This is a genomic window from Embleya sp. NPDC025285, from assembly GCF_055558835.1.
Genome location: NZ_JBVHLU010000004.1, coordinates 132,637 through 157,013, shown reverse-complemented (window position 1 = coordinate 157,013; position 24,377 = coordinate 132,637). Strand labels below are relative to the sequence as shown.

23 protein-coding genes are annotated in these 24,377 nt (G+C 72.1%); 8 read left to right on the top strand and 15 right to left on the bottom strand.

All coding sequences use genetic code 11. The features are described from left to right. Nucleotides 1-318: 318 nt before the first annotated feature. The 5 genes from ACZ4FV_RS04545 to ACZ4FV_RS04525 all read right to left on the bottom strand — a co-directional run bounded on the left by ACZ4FV_RS04545 (nt 319) and on the right by ACZ4FV_RS04525 (nt 4,202). Complete coding sequence (locus ACZ4FV_RS04545) at nt 319-723, bottom strand: RidA family protein (RefSeq protein ID WP_465321827.1); 405 nt, start codon at nt 721-723, stop codon at nt 319-321. Nucleotides 724-829: 106 nt separating this feature from the next. Beyond that, complete coding sequence (locus tag ACZ4FV_RS04540; protein ID WP_465321825.1) at nt 830-1,957, bottom strand: MFS transporter; 1,128 nt, start codon at nt 1,955-1,957, stop codon at nt 830-832. 492 nt (nt 1,958-2,449) lie between these two features. Continuing rightward, the gene (locus ACZ4FV_RS04535; protein ID WP_465321824.1) at nt 2,450-2,956 is read right to left on the bottom strand and encodes a hypothetical protein; all 507 of its coding nucleotides are present in this window, start codon (nt 2,954-2,956) and stop codon (nt 2,450-2,452) included. Next, the gene (locus ACZ4FV_RS04530) at nt 2,953-3,393 is read right to left on the bottom strand and encodes an RNA polymerase sigma factor (protein ID WP_331771136.1); all 441 of its coding nucleotides are present in this window, start codon (nt 3,391-3,393) and stop codon (nt 2,953-2,955) included. The genes ACZ4FV_RS04535 and ACZ4FV_RS04530 overlap by 4 nt, the downstream gene beginning before the upstream one ends. Before the next feature lie 281 nt (nt 3,394-3,674). After that, nucleotides 3,675-4,202, bottom strand: a complete 528-nt coding sequence (locus ACZ4FV_RS04525; protein WP_402231455.1) for a DUF3995 domain-containing protein — start codon at nt 4,200-4,202, stop codon at nt 3,675-3,677. A 392-nt stretch (nt 4,203-4,594) separates the two neighbouring features. Between ACZ4FV_RS04525 and ACZ4FV_RS04520 the strand changes: the two genes are divergently transcribed. Then, entirely contained in the window at nt 4,595-5,467 is an 873-nt protein-coding gene (locus tag ACZ4FV_RS04520) for a M23 family metallopeptidase (RefSeq protein WP_402231454.1), read from the top strand. Further along, nucleotides 5,464-5,649, top strand: a complete 186-nt coding sequence (locus ACZ4FV_RS04515; protein ID WP_402231453.1) for a nuclear transport factor 2 family protein — start codon at nt 5,464-5,466, stop codon at nt 5,647-5,649. Before ACZ4FV_RS04520 ends, ACZ4FV_RS04515 begins: the two co-directional genes overlap by 4 nt. Nucleotides 5,650-5,848: 199 nt before the next feature. On the opposite strand, the gene ACZ4FV_RS04510 is transcribed toward ACZ4FV_RS04515, so the two are convergent. From ACZ4FV_RS04510 to ACZ4FV_RS04495, 4 genes are all read right to left on the bottom strand, one after another. Further along, nucleotides 5,849-6,322, bottom strand: coding sequence for a DUF3291 domain-containing protein (locus ACZ4FV_RS04510; protein ID WP_402231451.1), 474 nt, complete (start codon nt 6,320-6,322; stop codon nt 5,849-5,851). Nucleotides 6,323-6,409: 87 nt separating this feature from the next. Continuing rightward, nucleotides 6,410-7,312, bottom strand: coding sequence for a helix-turn-helix transcriptional regulator (locus ACZ4FV_RS04505; protein ID WP_402231449.1), 903 nt, complete (start codon nt 7,310-7,312; stop codon nt 6,410-6,412). A 145-nt stretch (nt 7,313-7,457) separates the two neighbouring features. After that, the gene (locus tag ACZ4FV_RS04500) at nt 7,458-7,991 is read right to left on the bottom strand and encodes a VOC family protein (RefSeq protein WP_395859041.1); all 534 of its coding nucleotides are present in this window, start codon (nt 7,989-7,991) and stop codon (nt 7,458-7,460) included. Nucleotides 7,992-8,260: 269 nt separating this feature from the next. Continuing rightward, on the bottom strand, nt 8,261-9,499 hold the full coding sequence (locus ACZ4FV_RS04495; protein WP_465321823.1) for a metal-dependent hydrolase family protein: 1,239 nt from the start codon (nt 9,497-9,499) through the stop codon (nt 8,261-8,263). Between the two features lie 297 nt (nt 9,500-9,796). On the opposite strand from ACZ4FV_RS04495, the gene ACZ4FV_RS04490 reads away from it, so the two are divergent. Further along, complete coding sequence (locus tag ACZ4FV_RS04490) at nt 9,797-11,377, top strand: hypothetical protein (protein WP_465321822.1); 1,581 nt, start codon at nt 9,797-9,799, stop codon at nt 11,375-11,377. A 332-nt stretch (nt 11,378-11,709) separates the two neighbouring features. On the opposite strand, the gene ACZ4FV_RS04485 is transcribed toward ACZ4FV_RS04490, so the two are convergent. Next, nucleotides 11,710-12,636, bottom strand: a complete 927-nt coding sequence (locus ACZ4FV_RS04485; protein WP_402231444.1) for a LysR family transcriptional regulator — start codon at nt 12,634-12,636, stop codon at nt 11,710-11,712. Nucleotides 12,637-13,068: 432 nt separating this feature from the next. Between ACZ4FV_RS04485 and ACZ4FV_RS04480 the strand changes: the two genes are divergently transcribed. From ACZ4FV_RS04480 to ACZ4FV_RS04470, 3 genes are all read left to right on the top strand, one after another. Continuing rightward, the gene (locus tag ACZ4FV_RS04480; RefSeq protein WP_395859037.1) at nt 13,069-13,899 is read left to right on the top strand and encodes an SDR family NAD(P)-dependent oxidoreductase; all 831 of its coding nucleotides are present in this window, start codon (nt 13,069-13,071) and stop codon (nt 13,897-13,899) included. Between the two features lie 274 nt (nt 13,900-14,173). Further along, on the top strand, nt 14,174-14,806 hold the full coding sequence (locus ACZ4FV_RS04475) for an RNA polymerase sigma factor (protein ID WP_395859036.1): 633 nt from the start codon (nt 14,174-14,176) through the stop codon (nt 14,804-14,806). After that, the gene (locus ACZ4FV_RS04470; RefSeq protein WP_465321820.1) at nt 14,790-15,365 is read left to right on the top strand and encodes a hypothetical protein; all 576 of its coding nucleotides are present in this window, start codon (nt 14,790-14,792) and stop codon (nt 15,363-15,365) included. The genes ACZ4FV_RS04475 and ACZ4FV_RS04470 overlap by 17 nt, the downstream gene beginning before the upstream one ends. A gap of 138 nt (nt 15,366-15,503) precedes the next feature. On the opposite strand, the gene ACZ4FV_RS04465 is transcribed toward ACZ4FV_RS04470, so the two are convergent. Together ACZ4FV_RS04465 and ACZ4FV_RS04460 are read right to left on the bottom strand one after the other, a co-directional pair. Next, nucleotides 15,504-17,624 (bottom strand): phosphocholine-specific phospholipase C, encoded by a 2,121-nt coding sequence (locus ACZ4FV_RS04465; protein WP_465321819.1) that lies wholly within the window; start codon nt 17,622-17,624, stop codon nt 15,504-15,506. Between the two features lie 789 nt (nt 17,625-18,413). Further along, on the bottom strand, nt 18,414-19,916 hold the full coding sequence (locus tag ACZ4FV_RS04460; RefSeq protein WP_465321818.1) for a hypothetical protein: 1,503 nt from the start codon (nt 19,914-19,916) through the stop codon (nt 18,414-18,416). 359 nt (nt 19,917-20,275) lie between these two features. On the opposite strand from ACZ4FV_RS04460, the gene ACZ4FV_RS04455 reads away from it, so the two are divergent. Next, nucleotides 20,276-20,572: an Atu4866 domain-containing protein gene (locus ACZ4FV_RS04455; protein ID WP_402231437.1), complete on the top strand. Its 297-nt coding sequence runs from the start codon at nt 20,276-20,278 to the stop codon at nt 20,570-20,572. Between the two features lie 12 nt (nt 20,573-20,584). On the opposite strand, the gene ACZ4FV_RS04450 is transcribed toward ACZ4FV_RS04455, so the two are convergent. Both ACZ4FV_RS04450 and ACZ4FV_RS04445 read right to left on the bottom strand, forming a co-directional pair. Continuing rightward, nucleotides 20,585-21,175 carry a class IV adenylate cyclase gene (locus ACZ4FV_RS04450; protein WP_402231435.1) on the bottom strand — a complete coding sequence of 197 codons (591 nt, stop codon included), beginning with the start codon at nt 21,173-21,175 and terminating at the stop codon, nt 20,585-20,587. Nucleotides 21,176-21,280: 105 nt separating this feature from the next. Next, nucleotides 21,281-22,147: an SDR family oxidoreductase gene (locus ACZ4FV_RS04445; protein ID WP_402231433.1), complete on the bottom strand. Its 867-nt coding sequence runs from the start codon at nt 22,145-22,147 to the stop codon at nt 21,281-21,283. Nucleotides 22,148-22,239: 92 nt separating this feature from the next. On the opposite strand from ACZ4FV_RS04445, the gene ACZ4FV_RS04440 reads away from it, so the two are divergent. Continuing rightward, a complete protein-coding gene (locus ACZ4FV_RS04440; protein WP_402231431.1) occupies nt 22,240-22,830 on the top strand; it encodes a TetR/AcrR family transcriptional regulator in 591 nt (196 codons plus the stop codon). 33 nt (nt 22,831-22,863) lie between these two features. Here the strand turns inward: ACZ4FV_RS04440 and ACZ4FV_RS04435 are convergent, their stop codons facing one another. After that, nucleotides 22,864-24,372, bottom strand: a complete 1,509-nt coding sequence (locus tag ACZ4FV_RS04435; protein WP_395859028.1) for a class I adenylate-forming enzyme family protein — start codon at nt 24,370-24,372, stop codon at nt 22,864-22,866. Nucleotides 24,373-24,377: the final 5 nt, after the last annotated feature.

The following is a 24,377-nucleotide window of genomic DNA, read 5'->3' as shown; positions in this document are numbered from 1 at the left end:
TCCTTTCGCGGCCAACGCGACGTCCCCATGGGCGCCAGACGGATTGTCGTGGGACGGAGACGGCTGCCGTGGTGTGCGGTCTCGATGGCCACACCCTGGAGGGCGTGTTCGTGGCGTCGCCCGCGTGCTCGATCGGGCCGGGGCTCGTGAGGGCGATCCGTATCGGGGTAGGCACGCCGCCGCGCGGGTGCCTCGTGGGCCTGGTCCTTTGGTCGTGCTTGGTCGGGTGGCCCGTCCTGAGCGTGCGTGGCCCGACACCCCCAGGGGTGCCGGGCCACGGCTTCGCAGGTTCGGGTGAGTCCAATTGGACTCGGACTGTCAGGGGCGGACGGCGACTGCGTCGACTTCGAAGAGCATGTCGGGCAGCGCCAGGGCGGCGACACCGAGGAGGGTTTGGGCCGGGGGCTTGTCACCCCAGATGCGGGTGATCACCGTGAGGAGCGCTTCGAGCTTTGCGTGGTCGTGGTCGACGATGTACGTGCCGAGGCGGGCCACGTCCTGGAAGCCCAGGCCCGCTGCGGCCAACGCGGTGCCCAGATTGGCGAAGGAGCGTTCCACCTGGGCTGCGAAGTCCGATGATTCGACCGCGCCGGTCTGGTCGGAGCCGTACTGGCCGGCGATGAAGACCAGGTCGGGATTGGGCGCGTCGACGACGTGGCTGTAGCCGAATGCCACCGGGTTGTGCAGGTCGGCCGGGTTGGTGATGGTGATGGAGCCGCTCATGGTCTGGTTCTCCCTGGTGTGATGGTGGTTCCGGAGTCGGTGTTTCAGGAACCGGTCGTTCGGAGCTGGTTGTTCGGAACGGGTTGTTCGTGCGGTGGGTGAGGCGTCATCGGTCGGTGAGGCGCCATCGGTCCGCGGTCGGGCGGCGGGCGGCGGCTGCGGTCAGGGCGGTGAGGAGAGCGAGCGCGGCGCCCAGCCACGGGGCAGCGGCGGTGGCGATGTTGTCGACGGCGAGGGCGCCGAGGAGGGCGCCGAGGGCGATGGACAGGTTGAAGACGGCGACGAACAGGGACGTTGCCGCTTCGGTGGCCTTCGGCGCCGCAGTGAGCATCCAGGTCTGCAGGCTCACGGGTGCGCCGCCGTAGGCGAAGCCCCACACGATCAGCAGGGCGATGCCGGCTGCCGGGACGTCGTGCAGGAGGGCGAGCAGGGTCAGGGCCACGGTCAGGGTGGTGGTGATCGCGAGGAGCGTGCGCCGGGCGTCGCGGGAGGCTCGGGTGCCCGCCGCGAAGTTGCCGGCGACACCGGCCACGCCGTAGCCGAGGAGCAGGACACCGATCAGGCCGTCGTCGACGCCGGCCACGTCCCGCAGGATGGGGCGGACGAAGGTGTACGCGACGAAGTGGCCGGTGATCAGCAGGAACGTGAGCGCCAGCCCCGCTCGTACGCCGGGGTTGTCGCGGCCGAGCCGGGACAGGTCGCGGAACGTCATCCGCCGGGCGGAGGCTTCCGTGGGCAGCGGTGGCAGCAGGAACACCAGGACCACGAGCGCGACGAGGCCCAACGCGCCGACGGCAGCGAAGGCGGCGCGCCAGCCGGTGAGTTCGCCCATGAAGGTGCCTGCCGGGACACCCAGTACGGAGGCGGTGGAGACGCCGCCGAAGACCACGGCGGTGGCTCGGGCGACCTGTGCCGGGGGCACCAGGCGCAGGGCCAGGCCGCCCGCGATCGCCCAGAAGCCGCCGACGCCCACGCCGACCAGTACGCGGGCGACCAGGACCACCGCGAAGTTCGGCGCCGTCGCGCAGGCCAGGTTGGCGATGCCGACGAGGGCGATCAGCGCCGCGAGCAGTGCGCGGCGATCCAGCCGGCCGGCGGTCACGGCGATCACGGGAGCGGCGAACGCGGCGACGATTCCGGGGGCGGTGACCATCAGGCCGGCCGTGCCCTCGGAGACGTCCAGCGTGCTTCCGACCGGGGTCAGGAGGCCGACCGGCAGCAGCTCGGAAGTCATGAGGGAGAAGATCCCGAGCGCGACCGCACCGACGGCGAGCCAGGCGCGGAGCATCGACGGGGGAGATGGAGATGGAGGTGGCGTGAGCGAGTGGGGAGGTGGCGTGGGAGGTGGTGGTTGCGAGGGTGTGTCGGGATGGGACCGGGGTCGGGTTTCGGTACTGGCTCGGGGTTTCGTTTCGGACCGGCCTCGGGATTCGAGCCGGGAGTCGGTGTGGGGGCGAGGGTTCGGGATCTGCTTATTCACGATGTTTGATATCCAGAATCTAAATCGTCGGACATCCCTTGATGAGAGAGATGCGGGCACGGTTCCCCGGGTCGGCGGATCCACGGAAGTGGGAAGCCAATGCCGTGCCGTCGTGGTTCTATTCTGGATCTTCTCTGTCCAGAATTCAAGTCTCGCTTCGGATCCGGCCCACTCGCCTCCTCCCTCCTCTCCTCACTCGCACCTCCGGTCCATGATTTTGCTTCTCGGGGGGCGGTGGCTTGGGGGTCAGGGGGTGGTGATGGTTTGGTTCAGGCGGGTCAGGGCTTGGTGTAGTTCGCGAGCGGTGCCGATGGGCAGGATGGCCGCTTGGCCGGGGACTCGTACGCCGCCGGTGAGGGCGACCCGGGTGGTGTCGCCTTCCGGTACGGCCGCCATGCCGATGATCACGAATCGGCTTTGCAGCCAGCACCAGCCCGGGCGCAGGATGCCGTCGAAGCGGGCCCGCATGCCGTAGCGGCTACGCGCGTGGGCCTCGACGCGGTCGCCTTCGCGCCGGGTGACCCGTACGTGGCGCATGTCCGGTTGGAACCGACCGAAGCCGTCCTCCAGATCGCCCATCACGGCCCAGACGTCGGCGAACGGTGCCGGGATCACGCCCTCGACGACGCGCGCGCCGGGGATGCCGGCGGTCAGCGCCCGGAGGCGGCCGACCGCGTCGATCAGGCCGGGGTCGATGGCGCCGGACTCGACGCTGCCGGACTCGACGCTGCGAGGGTCGAGTGGCTCGGTCATGCCGTCCACATCCTTCGGAATCCGGCCCGGGCGCGATGCAGCCGGGACTTGACGGTGCCTTCGGGTACGCCGAGCAGGTCCGCGGCGGTTTGTTCGTCCAGGCCCTCGACGTCGCGCAGGACCAGTACGGCGCGGTGCTCGGGGGAGAGCCTGGCCAGTACGTCGTTGATGTCGGCGGCGAGTTGGGGGTCGCCCGGTGCGGGGAGTTCGGTCGATTCGACGGGGGTGTCGCGGCCTGCGCGGCGGGCGATGCGGACCGCCTCGCGGGCCGCGATGGCGCGAACCCAGCCGTACAGCGCTTCCGGTTCGTCCAGGGTGCGCAGCGCGCGGAAGACGACGACCAGGGTTTCCTGGACCGCGTCCTGGCGGGCGTCCAGGGCGATCGGGCCGCAGATGGTGGTGACGTAGGGGATCAGGTGATCGAGCAGGTCGCTCATCGCGATGGTGTCGCCGCGGCGGGCGGCGCGGGCGAGAGCGACGCCGCGCGTGCGACGGTCGGTTGCTTGGCTTTTCGGTGTTTGCTCCCGCGTCGTTTGCTCGCGGGCGGTTCGGTCTCGGGTGGTTTTGTCTCGGCTTGTTCGGTCTTCGGGTTTCGCGTCTGCGGTGGTTCGGTCTGCCGTGGTTCGGTCTTGGGTCGGTTGGTTCTCGGCTGGTTGGTTTCGGGCTGTTCGGTCCTGGGCTGGACGGTCTTCGCTTCGGCGATCCGGCACGGTGATGATCATCTCCCGGTGACCCCGGTCCGGGGCAGTCGACGCGACGTGCGGCGGAAGCCGGTGAGCGCGAGCCGGGCGGCCGCGTATCCGAACGCCACGCATACCGGCGTGTAGACGATCAGGTTGAGGCGGTGGAACGTGCTGCCCGGGTCGGTTCCGATGCCCAATGCCCACACCACGCCCACCGTCGCGCGGACGGCGAGTCCGGCGGCGACCGCGGCGGTGATGAGCGCGGTGGTCCGGCCGCCTCGGTCGCGGCTGTGTGCGTACACGCCGACGGCACCGGTGCCGAGCAGTGCGCAGAGCGGCAGCAGGACGCGTGGGGTGAACGGGACGTCTGCGTTGAGGAGTCCCTGGGAGAGCGCCTCGGTGCTGTCGGCGGGCCAGGTCGGACCGGCCGCCCAGAACGCGTGCAGCAGGGCGTCGGCGGTGAGCAGTGCGGCGACGGCGGTACCGGCGCGTCTTCTGCCGGCGCTGCCGGGTGCCGCGGCGCCCGGTGTTGTGGTTCCGGTGGCGGTGCTGGTGATGTGCACGGCGAAGTCCCTTCTGGGGCCGACGGGTTGTCGGCTGGTCGACCCGTAGACCGGCTGCGCGGGCGGGCGATTCGGCCGATCGGATCGAACGGTCGAGCGTCGGGAAGAGGACGCCGGGCGGGAAAAGGTTCCATGTGACGCCGGGCACACCTGCGGACCGCACCTACCGGGCACACCCGCCGGGCACACCCGCCGGGCGCACCCGCCGGGCGCAGCCGTGTTCGGAGGCAGGTTCTCGGCCCGTCAGGTGCACGGCTCGGCGGGCGCCGGTTCGACGCGATCCGCGATAAGCCCTTGCCAAGGGATACGTAATTACGTAACTTCGAACTATCGAAGGTTGGGGTCCGATCGACACCACGAATCGACCGACGAGCCCACACGGGAGCCGCACGATGCCTATGCGTAAGGCCGCCACGGCCATGAATCGCCTCTGCTGGATCGCGTTCTTCGCGGTCCTGGTCGCAGGGATGCACTACGGCTACTCCTGGATGTTGAGTTGGATCCCGCTGGGGTTGATGATGGTCACCCAACTCCTGGTGAGCTGGGCGCCGGACGAGCCGGATGAGTCGGTCGAGCCGGACGCCACCGCGAAGGCCGGTGCCGGTGTCGAGCCCGGCGCGAGGCCCGGCGTGGAGGTGGAGGCGCCGGTGTCCGGGCGATGGCGGGCGTTGAACAGCCCGGCCGACAAGGTGCCGAGCCACGGCACCAGGGCCTATGGGCAGGCATACGCGATCGACATCGTCGCGGAGCCGGAGGGCGGGCGGGCTCGCCCGAGGTTCGGGTGGTGGCCGGTGGTACGGCGCAGCCGCGCGTTCCCAGGGTTCGGGCTGCCGGTGTCGGCGGTGGCGGACGCGACGGTGGTGCGGGTGGTCGACGGCCAACGCGATCATCTCAGCCGCAACTCGTTCCCGGCGCTGGTCTATCTGGTCGTCGAGGGCGTCGTCCGGGAAGTGGCCGATGCGCGTCGGCTGGTCGGCAACCACGTGATCCTGGATCTGGGCGGCGGGGTGTACGCGATGTACGCGCACCTGCGGCGTGGGTCGGTGGTCGTGCGGGAGGGCGAACGGGTGCGGGTGGGGCAGGGGTTGGCGCGTTGTGGCAACTCGGGGAATTCCAGCGAGCCGCACGTGCACTTTCAGCTCATGGACGCCGCCGACCTGACCGTGGCGCGCGGGATTCCGTTCGCGTGGCGCGGGATCGGGGTGCCATCGAACGACGAGGTCTTCAGCGCGTCGAGCACCGTCAGCCGGCCGGGGACTCCGTGACCGGTCGGTGGAAGCGGTCCGGTCCCTCGAACCCCTGGGCCGGGGTGCTGACCGCGCGTGCCACGGGCCGGGTTCTGGACACCTGGGTGATGCAGATGATCACCATCCGGAACGGACTGATCACCGAGATCCGCCCGTTCTACTGGGACACCAAGGCGGTGGACGCGGCCTTGACGCCTTGACCCTGATGCCTCGACGCCGGTCGCGACATCGCCGTGCTCGGGTCCCTTCGGTGGGCGGATGAGCCCGTCACGGACGCGAGCGCCGGGCTCCGGTGCGGCTCCCGAGGCTCGGTGTCGGCGTATGGGTGCCGACCCGTGGTCGCGAGCCGCCGCGGAGCCGGACAAGGCGTGTCCCGGACAGCCGGCTCGGTCGTTTCGGTCAGGCGACTTCCGCCGTCGCGGGCTCGGGAAAGCGGGTGCGGAAGGTGAAGGCGTGCGCGGTCGGGCCGTGTTCGCGCAGGTGGTCCAGGCGGCTCTTGCCGTCGGCGACGGTCGGGACGGTGCCGGCCGGGATCCACCACAGGACCTGCGACATCTCCGCGAGGTGCTCGAACCAGTCCTGGCGGCGGCGCAGGTATTCCAGATGGCCGCTGCGGTAGACGAACTCCCAGAGCAGGTCCGGGGTTTCCCACACCGACATGGTCACGATGCTGTCGGCGTCGTACGGGCGGACGTCGGTCGCGTCGGGAACGCCCTCGTCCTCGCCCTTCATCCGCCAGACGAAGCCGGGCGCGTGGTCCGCGAGTTCGTTCACCGGATCGAGGCCGGCGACGAAGTCGACCATGGTGGGCGTATCCAGAGGGGCGAGCATACGCGCGACGTTGAATTGGGCGATGTGATGTGTCGAGGGCATGAGGTCACCTCACCAGCTCCCGAGATATATGTCAACGAAAATTGTTTTTAGAGATTGCGGAGGTATCGAGGGGGTGGATCGGGTGGATCAGTCGCCCGGTCCCCGCCCGTTCGCCCCGTTCACCGGCCCCGCGTTCGCGGCCTGTCGCCCTTTCGCGGTCTCCTCCGCCGACCGCTCGACCACCACGCAGCAGCGTCCCGGCACCGAGTCCAGCCTGGCCCGGTGTCCGGCCGCGCCCAGGCCGTCGAGGAGCCCCTCCACCAAGGCCAGGTTCATCCCGCACACCAGCGGCGGGAAATCCTCGGCCAGTTGGTGGAAGGGGCAGTTCCGGAGCAGGATCCGGGACGTGTCGTGCGGCTCCCCGGGCGTCGCCGGGACATCCTGATCGGCCCGCTCGTGCTGCGGCTGCGACTCCGGGGCCGGGCTCGGCAGCGCGTCCGGGGCCGGCTCGTATCCGCGCGCCGTCAGCGCCGCGACCACCCGATCGTGCTCGTCCGCGCCCTGCCCACCGTTCGTGCCGTCCGCGTTGTCCGTGTCGCTCGCGTCACCCGTCGTCGGCCCGCCGAGCGCCCTCCCGGCCAGCCGCCCGGTGTCGTACGCGGCCGCGTGTACCGCCCGATCCGCGCCCGCGCGCTCGACCGCGTCCGCCAGGATCTGGCCGGCCGTGTCGTAGGCGCGCGGTGGCAGGCTCACGCTGGTCTCGATCGTGCTGCGGCGGTACAACTTCGCGGGTCGGCCGGCGCCTGGCCCGCCCTTGCCGGCGGGCCGTGCGTACTCGGTGCTGAGCAGGCGTGCCTCGGCGAGCTTGTCCAGGTGGAACGCCGCGAGCGTGCGCTGGATCCCGACCGCGTCGGCCGCCTCGGCTCGCCCGACCGCGCCCTCGGCGGCGGCGATGTAGCGGTACAGGGCCCGGCGTATCGGGTCGGCGAGCACTCCCACCGTGTCGAGCGCGTCATCACCGGGCGGGGGAGGGGAAGAGAGGTCGGACACAACCGGAGTGTAGGCGAGCCGATGGCGGGGACCTCGGGACGGTGGGGCGAGCGGGGCCGGCGCGGGCCGCCCGAAGCGCGGAGCCGGGCGCATGGCTGCGGGTGCGGCTGACGGTGTGGGTGCGGGTCGCGCCGCTCGCGCCCGCTCAGCCGAAGTCGAGTTCGCGGATCGGGGCCGACTCGCCGTCCCAGGTTCGGGCGGCCTCGCGGATCATCGCGAAGAAGTCGCGGTGGAGGGTGACCTCCAGGGCCTCGACGACGGTGCCGCCGTGCGCCTCGGTGGGGAAGTAGGCGAAACGGCCGCCCGGGCCGGAGGTGCCGTGGTGGTACGGGTGTACGCCGGCTCGGGCGAATTCGGCGAGGTACGCGTCGTAGTCGGTGGTGAAGTGGCCCAGGTGATGCAGGCCCTCGCCGTGCTCGCGGCGGAAGTCGCGATAGGCGCTGGGGGCTTCGGGGTTGAGCTGCTGGATCAGCTCGATCTGTCGGTCGCCGGCGTAGGCGATGCCGACGGCGATCCGGGCGTCGGTGGGCTTGCCCCGGTAGTAGGTCTCCCGGATCGCCGCCTGCGGGAAGTGAAAGAACGGGCCGACGCCCAAAGTGGTCGACCAGTGGCGCATTGCGGCTTCGACGTCGTCGACGACGTAGCCGAGCTGGTCGACGGAGCGGATCGCTGGTGCCATGGGTGCTCCCGGGGTCGGATCCGATCTGCGGGGCCGAGGGGACGGCGGGCAGGGGAGTGGGCGGGTACGGAGCGGTCGGGGCGGGTGGTCGTGGTGGGTGGTCGTGGTGGGTGTACGGGTGCGTGATCGCGGTACGCAATCGCACGGTCGGGCGCTCGGGAAGGCCACGTACCCGGGAGGCTGCACAACCCGGGAGGCTGCACAACCCGGGAGGCCGCGCACCCGGGAGACCAGGCGTCCGGGAGATCAGGCGTCCGGGGACGCCCCGCTCACCGCCCCGGCCAAGCCCCCGCGACCAGCTCGCCGCCCTTGAGGACCGCGCGGGGTGGCCGGTCGGCCAGTACGCCGATGTCGGTCGTCGGGTCGCCGTCCAGGATCAGCAGGTCGGCGAGCCGACCCGGTTCGATGCGGCCGAGGTCGTCCCCGCGTCGGGCCAGTTCGGCGCCGTTGCGGGTCGCCCAGCGCAGGACGTCGAGCGGAGTTACGCCCGCGTGCTCGGTGTAAAGACGCAGCTCCGCGCCGTACATCCCGTGCGGGAAGCCGATCGCGCCGTAGTCGTCGCCGAGCACGAACCGCACGCTGGCGGCCTGCGCCTTCGGGATCATCGCGTACATGTGGTTCAGGTCGGCCCTGATCGCGTCGGCGGCGAAGCCGAGTCCCGAGCCCATGAAGCCGAGGAAGTGCTTCGGGAAGTGCAATGAGGGCACCACGAACGCGCCGGTCTCCACGAGCGCGGCGATCACCTCGTCGTCCATCTCGTCGCAGTGGTCGACGATGTCGATGCCCAGTTCGAGCGCCATCATGATGGCCGGCTTGTTGACCAGGTGCGCCCGGATCAGCACGCCGCGCTGATGGGCCGCCTCGATCGCGGCGGCCAGTTCCGCGCGGCTCATCTCGATCCGGTCCTTGGGCGCGGTGGTGCCGTGCCCGCCGGTCACGAACAGCTTGATCACGTCCGCGCCGCGCTTGATCTCCTCGCGTACGCCGAGCCGGAAGCTCTCCGCGCCGTCACACAACCGCACCGCGCCGGAAGCGCCCATGCCCCAGTGCCACGGGACGCCGTCGTTGGAGTGCCCGGTGGTGGACAACTCGCGCGAGGAGGCCCAGAACCTCGGGCCGGGGATCAACCCGTCCTCGATCGCGCGCTTGACGCCGCCCTCGACGTCGTTGGACCCGCCCGCGCCGACCACGCTGGTGTAGCCGAGTTCGAGCGCGGTGCGCAGGTTCCGCGCGGCGATCAGCGCCTGGTAGGAGGGCGGGTACTCATTGCCGTACGGCGTGTTCGGCTTCGAGCCCAGCTCGTGGTAGGTCGCGTGGAAGTGGCACGTGAACATGCCGGGCATCAGGGTGTGTCCGGCCAGGTCGACGAGTACGTCGCCGTCCTGCGGGTCGGGCCGCTCGCTTCGCACGGCGACGATCCGCTCGCCCTCCACCACCACCGTGCGATCGGCGACGGCGGCGTTGGTCCCATCGAGCAGGTTGACCCCGGTCAGTACCAGACGAGTCACGGCAGACCTCTCTCCCGCCACGGGAAATGACACAGCGTCAGATGCGGCGTGCAGCCATGTATGGCAGAGGCGCCGACAGGAGACAAGAGCCACGCCCGCCGACGCCACCGGGCAGGCCGGCGCAACAGGTTGGTCCGGCCGGGGTGGGTCGGGTCGCCGGGTGGGTTGGTCGGGTGGTCCGGAGCGGTCGGGTTGGTCGGGTGGGCCGGATCGACGGAGTGGGTCGGCCCGATCGGATCCGCCTGGTGCGCCGATATTCGGCTGCCGGTCCACCCCGGGTCGGGCAGGATGTGGCCGGTGAACCGTGAGGCCCTGTACGGGCTTGCCGCCAATCCGGCTCTGCCGGCGGAGTTGCTCGATCGGCTGATCGCGGTCGCCGACGAGGACCTGGCCTGCGGGATCGCCGGGAACGCGGCGCTCACCCCCGCACAGGCGACGGCCCTGGTGGAGCGTCAACCCGGGAGCGCGGTCGCGCTGGTGTACGCGGGTCGGCTCGGCGCCGCCGACATCGATCCCACGACCCGCCCGGACGTCGCGCTCGCCCTGCTGGACCAGGGCGCCGGACCTCCGGAGTGGGCCCGCCTGTTCGCGGCCGACCCGGACGCCGAGCATCGGGAGCGGTTGGCCGCTTGCCCCGACCTGCCATCCGATGTGCGCGCCTCGCTCGCCGCCGACCCGGAGGTGCGGGTGGCCGCCGAACTCGGCTGGTGGACGACCACGGAGACCGCCACTCGACTCGCCGAGCATCCGCACGCCGACGTGCGCCGCGCGGTGGCGGCCAACGACGCGACACCCCCGGCCCTGTTGGCGGCCCTGCTCACCGGCAACGGCCTGCCGCCGGCCCGGCGATGCGCGGCCTGTGATCGCGAACCGGTGCCCTTCGTGCACGATCCGCACTTCCCCCGGCTCGACTGCGAACTGCCCTCGGGCGCGGCCTGTTCCGGCGCGCACGAGTCGACAGTGCACGAGACACGGCACAACGCCCTGGGGAACCGGGCCACGCCGACCGAGGCGGTGGCCGGCTTCGTCGACCATCCCTCGATGTTGCTGCGCGCCGAACTCGCCGCCCGCGGCGACCTGTCGCCCGAGCAGACGGCCCGGCTCGCCGAGGACCCGATTCCGCTGGTGCGGCTGGCCCTGGCCGAGAATTTCCACCTCGACAAGGCCGCCTGCCGCATGCTTGCCGACGACGGCTCCCACGATGTGCGGCGCGTACTCGCGGCCAACCCGGGCCTGCCGCTCGACGCACTCACCCGCGTGGCCGGCACCACCCGGCTCGGCCCCACCCTGCTGCCCCGGATCGCCACCGCCTCGCCGACCGAGATCGCCGCAGCCGCCGCGTCGGCCGACGCGGCGTTGCGGATGCTGGTGGCCGCACGTCGCGACCTTCCCGACACGATCCGCGACACGTTGGCCGGCGACCCGGACGCCAAGGTGGTTACCTCCATCGCACCGCACCCCGGTCTGTCCGAGGCCCGGCTGCGGGCCATGCTCGCTCGGCACGGAGCCCGCGTGGCCGCCGGCGTCGCGGCGAACCCCGACGCGTCGTCGGCCCTCCTGGAGGAGTTGACCCGGCAGCCGGCCCCACCACGCAAGGCACTGCGCGCGATCGCCCGACACCGCAACGCGACCGCACCGGCGCTGCACGCGTGCCTCGTGGATGACCGGGCAAGGCGTCTGGCCGCCGGCCATCCGGCACTGTCGCCGGCGACCCTCATCGCACTACTCGCGGACGAGGACGCACAGGTGGTGCAGGCGGCAGCGGCCCACCCGATGTTGCCGGTCGCCGTCATGGCGGAGGCGGTGTCCCGAGCGGAGGGTCGGGGTTGGGCGGTGGGCGCGGGCGGTGCGCCCCACGTCGGCGGCGCGGCCCGGTAGCCGGCGGCTTCCACCAGGGAGGGCCCGACGGCCCTGACGAACCTGCTCGGGCGTCGTGTCGTCAGTGCCCTACGGGTGACCGTTCGTCAGCGCCGCAAGGTTGGACGGTTCGTGAGTGCCGTACCGATCGGACGGCACGGCCGGGGCCCGGAAGTGAACCGCCGGGAATTGTCGGGCCCGGCAGCATCGCGGCGTAGGCGAGGCCGCTCCCGGTGTGCGGGAGCGGCCTCGGTGTGTCGGCGGAGGGCAAGCCGGTCGGCAGTTGGATCGGATCGGATCGGGTCGGGTGTCCCGAGTCCCGGGCGTCCCGGAGATCGCTCGGCCGCGCAGGGTCAAGGGCGGCGGGCCGGGGCCGGGTCGGGCTTTGCCGGTTGGGTGGCCGCCAGGGTGTCGGTGGCGGCGCGGGTGAAGGCTTGGGCGAGTGGGGAGTAGGCGGCCGTGCGCCAGACCAGGCCCCAGGAGAGCGCGGGCGAGTCGTGGATGGGGATGTACGCGATGTCGCCCCGGGGGAAGTACTTGACCGCGTGCAGGGGTACCGGCGAGATGCCCAGCCCGGCCGCGATCGCGGTCAGCGTCTCGTGCGCCGTCGTGCTGGAGGGACCGCGCGGGATCGGCTTCCCGCTGGGCGTCTGGGTCGGGTTGATCGCCTCGGCCCAATAGGCCGGGACCGAGTCGTCGATCCGGAACACCGGACCGACCGCGAGGTCCTCGAGCGAGACCGACTCGCGGCCGGCGAACTCGTGCCGCGCGGATACCGCGAGCACCAGCGGCTCGGTCAGTACGATCGGGCCCACCGTCAGGTCCGGCTCCTCCACCGGCAGCCACACCAGTTGCAGATCCACCTCGCCGCCGCGCAGCAACCCGAACGGGTCGCCGATGTGCGCCTCGCGAATGCGCAGCTCACAGTCGGGATGCCGGCTGCGGAAGGTGTCCAGGATCTCGGGGATCTCAGCCAGCGTCGCGTCCATCGTGCCCAGCCGCAGCGTGCCGGAGAGGCCGCGCGCCGCCGACGCGGCCCGCTCGATCCCGTCCTGAATGCGCTGGTAGCCCGCGGCCAGGTCCTCGCGCAACTGCCGGCCGATCGGGGTCAGCGACACCCGCCGACTGGTCCGCTCGAACAAGGGCGCGCCGATTCGCCGTTCCTGCTGCTTGATCGCCTGGCTGACCCGGGCCGAGGACACCAGCAGTCGCTCGGCGGTACGGCCGAAGTGCAACTCCTCCGCCAGCACCAGAAAGATCTCGATGTCCCGCAGCTCCATACGCCCCCGCCGTTCGTCGCCGTACCGTGCCGTGCTCCCGCCGATGAGGCCGATGAGACCGGTGCGAGCCGGCGCGAACCGGTGTCGTGTCCCGTGTCGGACTCCGCGCCGTACCCCGTGCCACACCGTGCCTCCGCGCCCCGCACCGCACCCTGTGCCACACCTGCCATCGGTAATCCCTGGGTTAACGAGGGTTGCCGACATCGTCGTTGCTCGGGGAAGTGTCTCGGCACGATCGTAGAGACACGCCGGCCGGAACGCCCGGGCACCGGATCCACACCGCCCGTCGGCGTGCTCGCCCGAGCGCGCTCGACCGGCGCGGCGCGGACCGTCACGGGCGCCGACCGCCGGGTGCCGCAACGCCCGGAGGCCATACGCAGCATGTCGCATGCCGCTCGGCCGACGCACCGAACCACGGAATCGGGGATCGCCATGTCCAAGACCGCCATCGTCACCGGCGGAACCGGCGCGCTGGACCTCGCGCTCGTGCGCGGACTGTGCCGGCGGCTGGGCGAGCACGGCGCGGTCTACCTGGCGGCCCGGGAACCGGAGCGCGGGCGCGACGCCGTGGCCCGGCTGCGCGCCGAGGGGTTCGCACCGCACTTCGCGGCCCTCGATCCACGCGACGCGACCGGCGCCGCGAGGCTCGCCGCGACGCTCGCCGACCGACACGGCGGCGTGGACGTGGTGATCGCCGGCGCCGCCGCCCGGGTCGACCTCGGGACGCGCAACCAGGACCAGGTCAGGGCCTACGTGGACACCGACAACCACGGCACCCACCGGCTGATCGAGGCGTTCGCTCCGCTGCTCAACGACGGCGCCCGATTCGTGCTCCTGGCCGGTGACTTCGCCGGGCTGCGGCACCTTCCGCACCGGCTGCGCACACGCTTCGACGTGGATCGGGCGAGCCTGGCCGAGCTGGCCGAGGTGATGGAGGACTACGTCCGCGCCGTGGAGGAGGGGCGTGCCGCCGCCGAGGGCTGGCCCGCGTGGATCGGCGTTCCGTCGACGATCGGCCGGGTGGCCGCGATGAAGGTACTCGCGCGGGACCTGGCCGAGGACGCGGCACGGCGCGACATCGTGGTCAATGCCGCGAGCGTGTGCCGCGCGGATCCGGCCGAGCCGATCGCCGCAGCCGAGCGGGACGCGGACGTGGAGCGGTCCGCCGCCGACGTCCTGTGGCTGGCCACGCTTCCGGCCGGCACGCCCGAACCGTACGCGGAACTGGTCCGCCGGCGCACCGCCGTGCCGTTCCGGGAGTGATCGGGGTTCGGCGGCCCAGGGTTCGGCGGGTCGTCCGGGTGTCCGGTCGCCCTGCCTCCTGGTGGATCATCGAACCCGGGCGGGCGAGGTCGGCGGCGACGGGTTGTGGTTCGGGTGAATCCTTTTGCGGTCCGGCGGGCTCTTATCTGTGCGTCGACCGCTCGGTCGGCCCCGGAGTCGGAGGTGCCCATGGGAGTTGTCGTTGGTGTCGCGGTCGGTGTCGCGTTGCTGGTGTGCACGTGCGTCGTTCTGGTCCGAAAGCGGAGGAGCTCGCGTGGCTGAGACCGATTGGCCCGGCGAACAGTTGGTTCTCGCCGCCCAGCGCGGGGACGTCGACTCGATCTCCGCGCTGGTCTCCGGTTCGTATCCGCACGTGCTGCGCTTCGCCCATTCGTTGTGCACGTCACCGCACGACGCGGAGGACGCGGCGCAGGAGGCGTTGATCATCCTCTATCGCCGGATCGGGATGTTGCGGGCGACCGCGGCGCTGGGGTCGTGGATGTTCCGCATCGTGCGCAACGAATGTCTGCGGCGCGCTCGGACGGTGCTGCGGTCGGCCGAACCGGACCGGGAGGCCGCCACGGAGTGCCTGGAGGACGATGTGCTCCGGCGGCTGGAGGCCGAGCGGGTGGCCGCGGTGATCGCCGCGCTGCCCGAGGACCTGCGCCGGGTGCTGATCATGCGCGACGTCCAGGGCCGGCCGGGGCGGCCGGTCGCCGAGGAACTCGGCTTGACTACGGCCGCCATGAAGTCGCGCCTGCACCGGGCACGGACGGCGGTCCGGGAGGGACTTCGGCAACCGCTCGACGGGTACGAGGCGGGCCGCGACGGGAGCGGCGGCGCCGGCGACGCCGATGCAAGTGACCATCGACCGCGTGAGGGAGGCACCCATGGGAGTGGTCGTTGACGGTGCGAAGAAGGCCCCGACGGGAGTGGTCGTCGACCATGTGCGGGAGGCCGGAGCGGGAGTGCACGCCGACGGCGTGAAGGACGCCCCAACGGGAGTGCGGGCCGACCTCGTGAAGGACGCCCCGTTGCCGTCGGCCGGCGACCGGCCGCGGAAGGCCCTTCGGTGGGTGACCCGCGACCGGGTGAAGGCGGTGCTGTCGATGGGGCTCGCCACCGACCGAGGTGCCGCCCGTGATTCGGTGGCGCGGCATCTGGTCCGAGGCGCGGTGGGGCTTGGGGCGCTTGTCGGCGCGTTCGCGCTGATCCCGGTGGTCGGCCCGGCCGCCCTGCTGCTCGCTCCGGTGGGCCTGGTCGTGCTGCGCGGTTGCCCGACCTGTTGGCTGGTCGGGTTGATCCAGGCCATTTCGGCGGGCCGGTTGGAGCGCCGGTGCACGGAGGGACGTTGCGAGTTGCAGGTCGCCCGGCCGCACGCTCGGCATCCCGCGAGTACGTCCACCGCCGGCGACGAAGCGGCCGAGTCCTCGCCGGATGCCGTCGGCGAGCGAAACGCCGCCTGAAACGCTGCCGTGCCGCCTGCCGCCCCGTCGAGGGGAGGCCGACGGCCGGTGGCGGCAGCGGAGATCGCACGTCCCGGCGCGGGGAAGTCGCCGGGACGTGCGGGATGGTGCCGGTCGCCGCCGCGACCTGGCGGTTTGTCAGCCGCTGACGCTCTCCCGGCCGTTCTCGATGTGGCCGGCCAGCCGTCGGGTGAAGCCGTCGCCGCCCTCGATCGTCACCGTGACGTCATACCAGCCGTCGGTCGAACCCGTCGACCAGTGCACGGTACGCTCCCGGCCCGGCTTGAGGGTGATCGTGCGCTCGCGGTCGGAGCAGCCGAGGCCGTACGCGTTCGGGGTGAGCCTGAAGGTCACCGACTGCTTGCCGTGGTTGGCCAGTTCCAGGTCCAGCACCCGGCCCGTCGCGCGGATCCGCGAGGTGACCTCGGCGCCGGCCGCGGCCGTGGCCCCGGCGAACTCGCGGCGGAAACCGTTCGGGCCCACCACCGTCAGGTCGTAGCGGTCGCCCTTGAGCGCGATCGTGTCCGAGCGCCTGCCCTGCACGTCGTAGTGCTTGGGCTTGGGCAGCTCGCCCGAGTAGGGGAACAACTGGAGGTGCACGCTGGATCGCCCGCCGTTGGCCAGGTCGAGGGTGAGTGTGCGCTTGGCGGCGTCCACGCGAGCCGACGCGTCCGGCTGGTAGGGCAGCGGACGGGCCGGGCGGCGACCGCGCTCGGGCTCGGGCAGCTTCTGGTCGGCGGGCGGCGCGGGCCGCCAGCGCGAGGTGAACCCCGGGGCCGGGGCCGGCCGGGGCGGCACGTGCGAGCGGCGGGCCCGGTCGAAGTCGAAGGCGCCGGTCAGGTCGCCGGACACGGTACGTCGCCACGCGCTGATGTCGGGCGCGCGAACTCCCGTCCAGGTCTCCAGGAAGCGGGTCACCGAGGTGTGGTCGAAGGTCTCCGAGGAGACGTACCCGCCCACGGTCCACGGCGACACGATCATCATCGGCACCCGTGCGCCGAATCCGATCGGCCGGCCGTTGTAGTACTCGTCCGTGACCTCTTCCGGCGGACGCGGCGCCGGCACGTGGTCGAAGAAGCCGTCGTTCTCGTCGAACGTGAGCAGCACGACGGTGGAGTCCCAGATGTCGCGGTTGGACGCGATCGCGTCGAGCACCTGGTAGGTGATCGTCGCGCTGGCGGCCGGCGAGGAGGCGCTCGGGTGCTCGGAGTCGGCCGCCGAGGGCACCAGGTAGGACACCTCGGGCAGCGTGCCGGCGGCGATGTCGGCGCGCAGCGCGTTCGCCAGCGAGTGCGGCCGGCCGCGGCGCAGACCGCGCTCGTACAGCACCCGGTCGGCGGCCGGCAGCGCCGCGACGCCCTGCTCCAGCTTGGCCAGCAGCGCGTCCTGCTCGGCCGCGGGCAGCCCGCCGAGCTTGCCGTAGAACGAGTCCAGGCTCTTGAAGTCGCCGGCCGCGGCCAGTGCCTTGCGCGCGACCTGCTTGAACGAGACGTAGAACTCCAGGTTGTTGTCCTGGTAGTTGTCCCATTCCTGGTAGACCTTCCAGGACCGGCCCGCGCGCTGGAGGTGCTCGGCGTAGGTGGTCCACGAGTAGCCCGCGTGGCTGTCCTCGGAGTACGCGGCGTTGTCGATTGCCCGCCGGGTGCTGCTGCCGGGCTCGTAGCCGGTGTAGCCGCTGACCAGGTAGTTGCGGTTGGGCGAGGTCGACGACGGCAGTGCGCAGTGGTACGCGTCGCAGATCGTGAACGTGTCCGCCAGTTCGTAGTGGAACGGCAGGTCGGTGCGGTCGTAGTAGGCCATCGTGGCGGGCGACTTGGCGCCGATCCAGCCATCGTTCCAGCCGTCGTTCCAGGCCTTGTGCCCGCCGTCCCAGCTATGGTCGAGCGCGCCTATGTACTGCAGGTCCTTCGCCGCGTCCTGGGCCGCCTTGCGGACCGGGAACGGCAACACCCGCCCGGCGGGACCGCCCGGCTGCTCGAACACGTTGTGCCCGTCGCGCAGTCGGATCGTGTTGCGGTCCCCGAAGCCCCGGACCCCGCGCAGCGTGCCGTAGTAGTGGTCGAACGAGCGGTTCTCCTGGACGAGCACGACCACGTGCTTGATCGCCTTCAACCCGCCGCGCCGGGGCGGGGAGGCGAGGGCCTGCTGGACGGACGGCGGCAGGAGCGAGCCGGCGACGGCGAGTCCCGCGCCGCCCGCGCCGAGTTGGAACAGGCGGCGGCGGGATACGCCGGAGGGAGGCTGGGGGGAGGCCGACACGGGGAGCCCTTTCGGATGTGGGGAGAAGCGCCCGTGCGATGGGTTCGCACGGATGGGGTGGTTCGGGTGCTGCACCGAGCCGTTCGCACGTACGGGGGTGGTTCGGGCGTGCGGAGGTGTTCGGACCACCGCAGTTCATCGGTCCGCCGCCGACCGGGGAGCGGATCGCGGGTGACGGACAGGCAAACTTCCGCCGGCGCGCGGGGCTGCGGTTCGCTTCGTCCCCGCCCGGCCGGCGCACGGTGAGGGGTCGTGGTGGACGACGTGCGGGGTCGGTGACGTGCCAGGTCGGGACGTGCTCGATCGGGAGGCACCGCCGGAGCCGGCGGTGGAGTGGGCCGATTCGCACGCGGTGGTCCGACATGCTTACCGCAGCCCCCGGCGCCCGGTCGAGGACTTCGCGGGGATCCGGGGCGATGGGGGTCGCCTGTCGGTGTGTCGGTCTTGCGATGAGGGGCAGGCCCTGGACCCTCCGGGCCGGAGGACTCGCTCGTCCTGCCGAAAGGGGTGCCTCTGGCGAGGCCCCGGTCGATCCTCTTCGCTGCACGCGCCGATCGACCGGGGCAGGGCGGGCGACCCGGGTGGTGGCGACCGGCTCGGGTGGGCAAACCCGGTGATGGCGACCGGCCGGCGTGGGCCTGCGAGTCGATGGCAGGCCGGTTGGCGGCTCCATCGAACCGGAGGCCGGAGGCCCAGGCCCGGGGTGGCGCGCATCGCGTCGGATCCCCGATCCGGCGTCGTCGCCGGGTCGGGGGGCGAGGCGGTCGGGTTGTGCGGTCGACTCGAGGTCTACGGGGTGGAAGCCGCAGTGGTTGCCGCCGCGTCTTGTGCGGCGGCTGCGGCCTTGGCCGCGGCCTGGAGGGTTTGTACGGGGGTGTTCGTTCGGAGCGCCTCGACGTAGATCAGGTGTTCCGGTGCGATTCGGCCCCGGACCGTTCCGTCCTTGACGTCGGCCTCGGTCAGCCAGCCGTCCGCGACGAGCGTCTCGGTCGTGGCCGCCACCTCCTCGGCGGTGGTCGCGGTGAGGTCGGCGAGGAAGGTCACCTCCGCGCGGGCGTCGCCGTCGGCGTCCGAGTGGGCGGTGATGCCGAGGGCGGCCAGGCGTACGTGCGCGGGCTGCTTGCGCAGCTTCTTGTGCGAGATCAGGCGGGCGACCCAGCCCGAGGACCGGGTTCGGGGCAGCTTGCCCAGCGAGAAGCCGGTGGCACCGGGGACGCCGCAGCCGACCGGGTCCTCCTCGGTTGCCAGCAACTCCTCGACGTCGACGCTGAGCCACCCGGACGCGGTCAGTTCGCCGACCGCGAGCTCGGCCTCCTTGCCGCAGACGCCGCGCAGATCGGGGCCGGTCAGGTTGGCGACACCCGAGCCGACTCCGCGCAACAGGCAGACCAGCGCGAGCAGTCGGGCGACGGGAGCGGTGCCGGGGGCGGTCCGGCCGATGTACGTCAACGCGCCGCGCACCGGCTCGCCCAGGCCGCTCACCGCCCAGTGCCCGCCGGGCGCCGCGTCGGGACGCGCGCTCTCCCACGGGATGCCGCGCTGCTGCGCCAACTGCTGGAGCGTGGTCTCGTACGCCCGACGAGCGCGGTCGGCCTCGGCCCGAACCAGGCCGGTACCCAGCGGATACGGCGCGTCGGCCCACAGAGTGAGCGCGGCCGCCTTGCGCTTGGTCAGCTCGGCCACGACGGTCAGGTCCGCGACGCCGCCGGCCTGATGCGCGCGGAACCCCTCGACGATCGCGGTGAGTTCGGCCAGCAACGGCTCCGGTAGCCCGGGCGGCACGGTGAGCACGCCGAAGCGCCGCAGGCCCGTCTGCTCGCCGCCGTCCCTGGGCCCCTTCGGATCGCGCGGCCGGCGGGTCTCCTTCGCCCCGCGGGGCTGCTCGGCCGTCGTGCGCGGGCCTCGCGGCGGTGGAACGGCATCGGGCGCGGTCGGCTCGCGCAGCTCGGGCAGCAGCGGCGACGAGGGGCGCGGCAGCACCGGCTTGGCGGTCGGCTCCACCGGGCCGCGACCGGCCACGGACACCTCGATCGGCCCGTCGAGGCCGACCACGGTCAGCGGCGGGGACAGCGCCAGCAGGCCGCTGTCGACCAGATCGCCGGCGACGCTCATCGCGCTGCGCGAGCCGATCGTGCGCCCGTTGGGCCCGGCCAGGCCGGCCACCTCGCGGATGGTGATGCTCTGTCCCGCCGCGGCCGCTGCGGCGAACAGCGCGAACACCCGCAACTCCACCGGGCCCATGCGATTCACATCCATCGAGCCGACCCTGGCGGCACGCGTCTTCAGAGGCATGTCCACCTGTCTACCGCACCGGGCCCGGCCCCGAAGCCCCATTGGGCCCCAACACCCGAAAGGACTAACCGAACAAGACGCAAACAACCCGAGAAGTCCGCTGATCACCGCCACCTTCGGGCCCGCCCGGCGCGGCGTTCCGTCCGGGCGGGTGTCGTACACCCGGAGTCCGGCGCCCTGCCTCCGGCCCGGGCCTCGTGCCGGGTCTGTGTCGTACACCCGGGAGCGCGGCGCTGTCTCCGGCCGGCCTCGGGTCGGGTGGGTGTCGCGTACCCGGGAGTTCCGCGCCCTGCCTTCGGCCCGGACCCATGCGCAGACCGGGCGAACCAACCGCAGACCGACGAGCCACGGAGTACGGCATGACCACCGAATCCAACGGGACCGCAGCCGCCGATGCCACTGCCGGCGTCGACGTCATCGGCATGTGGGTGACCGCCGACGGCCACATCCGCCGGGAACTTCGCCCCGACGGCCGCTACGACGAGGCCCGAGGCACCCGACACAGCGCGTACACCGGCAGCTACACCGTCACCGGCGCCCACCTCGACTACGTCGACGACACCGGCTTCACCGCCACCGGCGACATCCGTGACGGCGTGCTCCACCACGAACACCTGGTCCTCTACCGCGAATCGGCGCCCGCCGAGCGCTCGTGACCCACCCGCCCGTCACTCGCCGGTCCGCGAATCGGCCCCGGGCGCGCCGGCCCTCCGCGCCGCCACCGCGTCCGTGTACGACTCGTTCGTGAGCGCCTCGCGCGCGACGCCGAGGTCGGCGAGGACCGCCCGCACCACCGCCAGTGCCGCCGCGACCCGATCGCGGTCCGCCACCAGGGTCTCGACCTCCACGAACGTCTCGCCCGGTTCCGGAACCTCCACCACCGAGGCGAACAGGCGCAGACCCCCGCGCTCGAACGTGTAGTTCCGACACCGCTTCTCGAACCGAATCGTCGGCAGGTACCCGAGCCCGCGCAACACCGCGTCGACACCGGCCGCATCCCCGACCCGCGTCTCGTACTCGGGCTTCGACCCGGACACCACCTCGACCGGCGCGTCCTTGTACGTCAACACGGACATCATCCCCGCCGCGCCCCGCACCGTCCGGACCCGCAACTCCCGTTCCCCACGCGCCAAAGCCTGCCCGGCATCGTCGTAGTAGGTGTCCTCATACACCTCCTCCCGCCCGCCGGCGAGCCCCTCCAACGCACCGAGAAGCCCCTCCCGATCACCCACCCGAGCCTTCAACTCCACCTCGATCACACCCCACCCTCCCCACCCTCCCCACCGACCACCCGAACCGCCGAACCGCCAGGGCAGTGTCGGACGGGCCGATATTCCGGATCGAACCAGAACCGGCGTCGCTTCTCAGCGGAAGCGGGCTCGATTTGCGGTGAGGAATTCGGCGAAGATGCGCGGCTTTCGGCCGGTGAGGTGTTCGACGTCGGGTGTGGTGGCGGCCAATGAGCCGGTGCCGACGTCGGCCCAGAGGGCGGCGACGTCGTCGGCGAACCGTTCGGGGACGCCCTGTGACACGAGTTGCCTCGCCATGTCGTCCGGGGTCAGCCCGACGACATGGACCGGTTTGTCGAGTAGCTCGGACAACTGCCCGGCGACCTCGGCCATCGTGAGTGCCTCCGGGCCGGTGAGGACGAACGTCTCTCCCGCGCCCCGGGGTTCGGTGAGCAGGACGGCCGCGCACGCGGCGATGTCGTGGCAGTCGATGTACGAGACGGGAGCGTCGTCCGCCGGAGCGATCAGGCTCCCGTCGGCGCTGAACGTGCCCGCCCCGGTGTGGAAGTTCTGCATGAAGCCGCTGGGTTGCAGAAGGGACCATTCGATGCCGGACGCCTTCAGGTGCTGCTCGATCTCCCAGTGCGCACCCTGAGCGAGCCTGCCGCTCCGCTGCGCGTGCCAGACCGAGACCTTGACGATGCGTGTCACCCCGGCCCGCCCGGCCGCGTCGATGAAGGCCCGTTGTTGGGCCACCATCGGCTGCGCCGCCCCGTCGACGGTCGGTACCGCGCCCGCGCCGTTGAGTAGGACCCGGTCCACCCCGACCAGCGCCGCGGCGATCGAGTCGGGATCGTCGAAGTCCGCCACGACGTACGGGCAGCCCAACGTCCGACCCTTGTCGGCGTCCCGGACCAGTGCGGTGAACGGCGCCTGTAGGTCCCGGAGTCGGCGGACCAGATGTCCGCCGATGGATCCGGTGGCCCCGGTAACCAAGATCATGTGCAGCTCCTTCGACTGAGGACCCTCGGCTAAACTGAGGGCTCCTCGGAATAATAAGTCGAGGTACCCTCGAATAAGCAAGGGGCAGGTGGATGAGCGGCACCCGAACACGCCGACCGCGCGCCGACGCGCAACGCAACTACGAGCGCATCCTCGAGGCGGCCGACACGGCGTTCCGCGAACAGGGCACGGGCGCGTCCCTGGAGGGCATCGCCCGCCGGGCGGGAGTCGCCATCGGAACCCTGTACGGGCACTTCCCCAACCGGCGGGCCCTGGCCGCCGCCCTGCTGCGCGAACGGCACGCGACCCTCTTCGAGTCCGCCGAAGAACTGCCGGAGCAGGTGCCGCCGTTGGCCGCCATCGCCGACTGGATGGGTGCGGTCGCGGTACACGCGGCGGCCTACCGGGGCCTTGCCGCGCTGCTGATGGAGGGCTTCGACGACGAGGCCTCGGAACTGCACGAGGCGTGCGAACGCATGGCCGCGATCACCGAGAGCCTGCTGAGCACCGCCCGCGACGCGGGTGCGGTCCGCGCCGAGGTCACCGCCGCGGACATCCACGCCCTGATGAACGCGGCCGCCTGGCTGCGCGAACAGGTGTCACCGACCCAGGCCGAACACCTCCTGCGCCTGATGGTGGCCGGCCTACGCCCGGGCGGCGAGGACCCGACGCAAGAAGACTGACGGGAACCGACGGTGGATCCAGGGACCAGGGAGCTATTCCCGGGTCGTCGTGATCTGTTCGACCAGGTGACGGCGCAGGATCTGGCCGGTTGCGGGGGTGCGGGGGAGTTCGGGTACGTAGACCACTCGGCGCGGGTGTTTGTGGGTGGCGAGTCGGCCCGCGCAGGCGGCGCGCAGTGTGGTGAGGTCGGGTGGGCTCGTGGCGTCGGCCGGCACCACGACCGCGCAGATCAGTTCGCCCCAGGTCGGGTCCGGCAGGCCCACCACGGCCGCCTCGCGGACCCCCTCGACCCGGAGCAGCACCGCCTCGACCTCGCCCGGCGCGACCGCTTCGCCGCCGGTGCGGATCAGCTCGCCCACCCGGCCGACGATGCTCAGGTAGCCGTCGGCGTCCACCGTCGCGAGGTCGCCCGTGTGGAAGCGGCCGTCCCGCAATACCGCGCGGGTGGCCGCCTCGTCGTCGAAGTAGCCGTCGAACAGCAGCGGCCCGCGCACGCACACCTCGCCGTCGGCGCCGAGTTCGACCTCCTGGTAGGGACTCGGCACTCCGCAACTGCCCGGCTTGCGCGGCACGTCGACGCCGTCGAGCGCGGCCACGTTGCCCGCCTCGGTCGAGCCGTAGAAGACGCGGAGCACGGCGTTCGGGGCGGCCTCGGCGATCGCCGCGAGCAACTCCGGCGGGGTGCGGGACGTACCGGTGTCGGCGAAGCGCAACGTCGCCAGCGTGCCGCCGTCGGGTCCCTCCTCCGCCGCGAGCGTGTCCAACACCCGTTGCCAGACCGCCGGTACGCAGTTCAGTCGGGTCGCGCGGTGCCGGCGCACCGCGGACACGATCTCCGGGCCGTCCGCCCGGGTGACCAGGACCACCGTGTCGCGCGCCTGCCACTGTTGCAGCGCGATCGTCCAGGCACCCATGTGGAACAGCGGGTACGGGCACACCATCGCGCCGCGTGGTTCGAGTTGCGCACCGGGATGGGTGCGCAGCACGTTCGTGCGGTGGGAGAGGATCACGCCCTTGGGCCGACCGGTGCTGCCGGACGTGAAGAACAGCACGTGCGGGTCGGCCTCACGCGGACCGTCGCAGGTCTCGCCGCTCCCGCCGTCTCCGCCGCTCGGCGCGGTGTGCGCCGGATCCGCCGAGCCCGCCACCTCCGCCAGACCGAGCACCGGTACGCCGAGCGCGGCCCCCACCGCCGCGCCCGGCACACTCTCGTCCGCGATCATCAGCGCGGGCCGGGCCACCCGTACCGTCGCGGTCGCCTCGGCCGCGGACAGTCCCGGGCTCAACGGGACGTACACCGCGCCGATCCGGGCCAGCGCCACGAACACCGGCAGTACGTCGAGCGTGGTCCGGTTCCAGCACGCGACCCGGTCGCCGCGCCCGACGCCGGCCGCACGCAGCGCGTGTACGGTGCCGGACGCCGCCGCGTGCAAGGCGCCGAAGGTGAGCGCGTCCTCGCCCAGAACCGCCGCCGGCCGGTCCGGGACGGCTCGGGCCGCGCCCGTGAACACGGCGTCGATCACCAGACCCTCGTGCGCCATTGCCA

Bases quoted from the DNA above. Each gene is read 5' to 3' on its own strand.
- ACZ4FV_RS04530 (WP_331771136.1), bottom strand. From the start codon at position 3,393: ATGAGCGACCTGCTCGATCACCTGATCCCCTACGTCACCACCATCTGC.
- ACZ4FV_RS04440 (WP_402231431.1), top strand. From the start codon at position 22,240: ATGAGCGGCACCCGAACACGCCGACCGCGCGCCGACGCGCAACGCAAC.
- ACZ4FV_RS04480 (WP_395859037.1), top strand. From the start codon at position 13,069: ATGTCCAAGACCGCCATCGTCACCGGCGGAACCGGCGCGCTGGACCTC.
- ACZ4FV_RS04445 (WP_402231433.1), bottom strand. From the start codon at position 22,147: ATGATCTTGGTTACCGGGGCCACCGGATCCATCGGCGGACATCTGGTC.
- ACZ4FV_RS04500 (WP_395859041.1), bottom strand. From the start codon at position 7,991: ATGGCACCAGCGATCCGCTCCGTCGACCAGCTCGGCTACGTCGTCGAC.
- ACZ4FV_RS04540 (WP_465321825.1), bottom strand. From the start codon at position 1,957: ATGACTTCCGAGCTGCTGCCGGTCGGCCTCCTGACCCCGGTCGGAAGC.
- ACZ4FV_RS04460 (WP_465321818.1), bottom strand. From the start codon at position 19,916: ATGCCTCTGAAGACGCGTGCCGCCAGGGTCGGCTCGATGGATGTGAAT.
- ACZ4FV_RS04510 (WP_402231451.1), bottom strand. From the start codon at position 6,322: ATGCCCTCGACACATCACATCGCCCAATTCAACGTCGCGCGTATGCTC.
- ACZ4FV_RS04485 (WP_402231444.1), bottom strand. From the start codon at position 12,636: ATGGAGCTGCGGGACATCGAGATCTTTCTGGTGCTGGCGGAGGAGTTG.
- ACZ4FV_RS04535 (WP_465321824.1), bottom strand. From the start codon at position 2,956: ATGACCGAGCCACTCGACCCTCGCAGCGTCGAGTCCGGCAGCGTCGAG.
- ACZ4FV_RS04545 (WP_465321827.1), bottom strand. From the start codon at position 723: ATGAGCGGCTCCATCACCATCACCAACCCGGCCGACCTGCACAACCCG.
- ACZ4FV_RS04470 (WP_465321820.1), top strand. From the start codon at position 14,790: ATGGGAGTGGTCGTTGACGGTGCGAAGAAGGCCCCGACGGGAGTGGTC.
- ACZ4FV_RS04435 (WP_395859028.1), bottom strand. From the start codon at position 24,372: ATGGCGCACGAGGGTCTGGTGATCGACGCCGTGTTCACGGGCGCGGCC.
- ACZ4FV_RS04455 (WP_402231437.1), top strand. From the start codon at position 20,276: ATGACCACCGAATCCAACGGGACCGCAGCCGCCGATGCCACTGCCGGC.
- ACZ4FV_RS04520 (WP_402231454.1), top strand. From the start codon at position 4,595: ATGCCTATGCGTAAGGCCGCCACGGCCATGAATCGCCTCTGCTGGATC.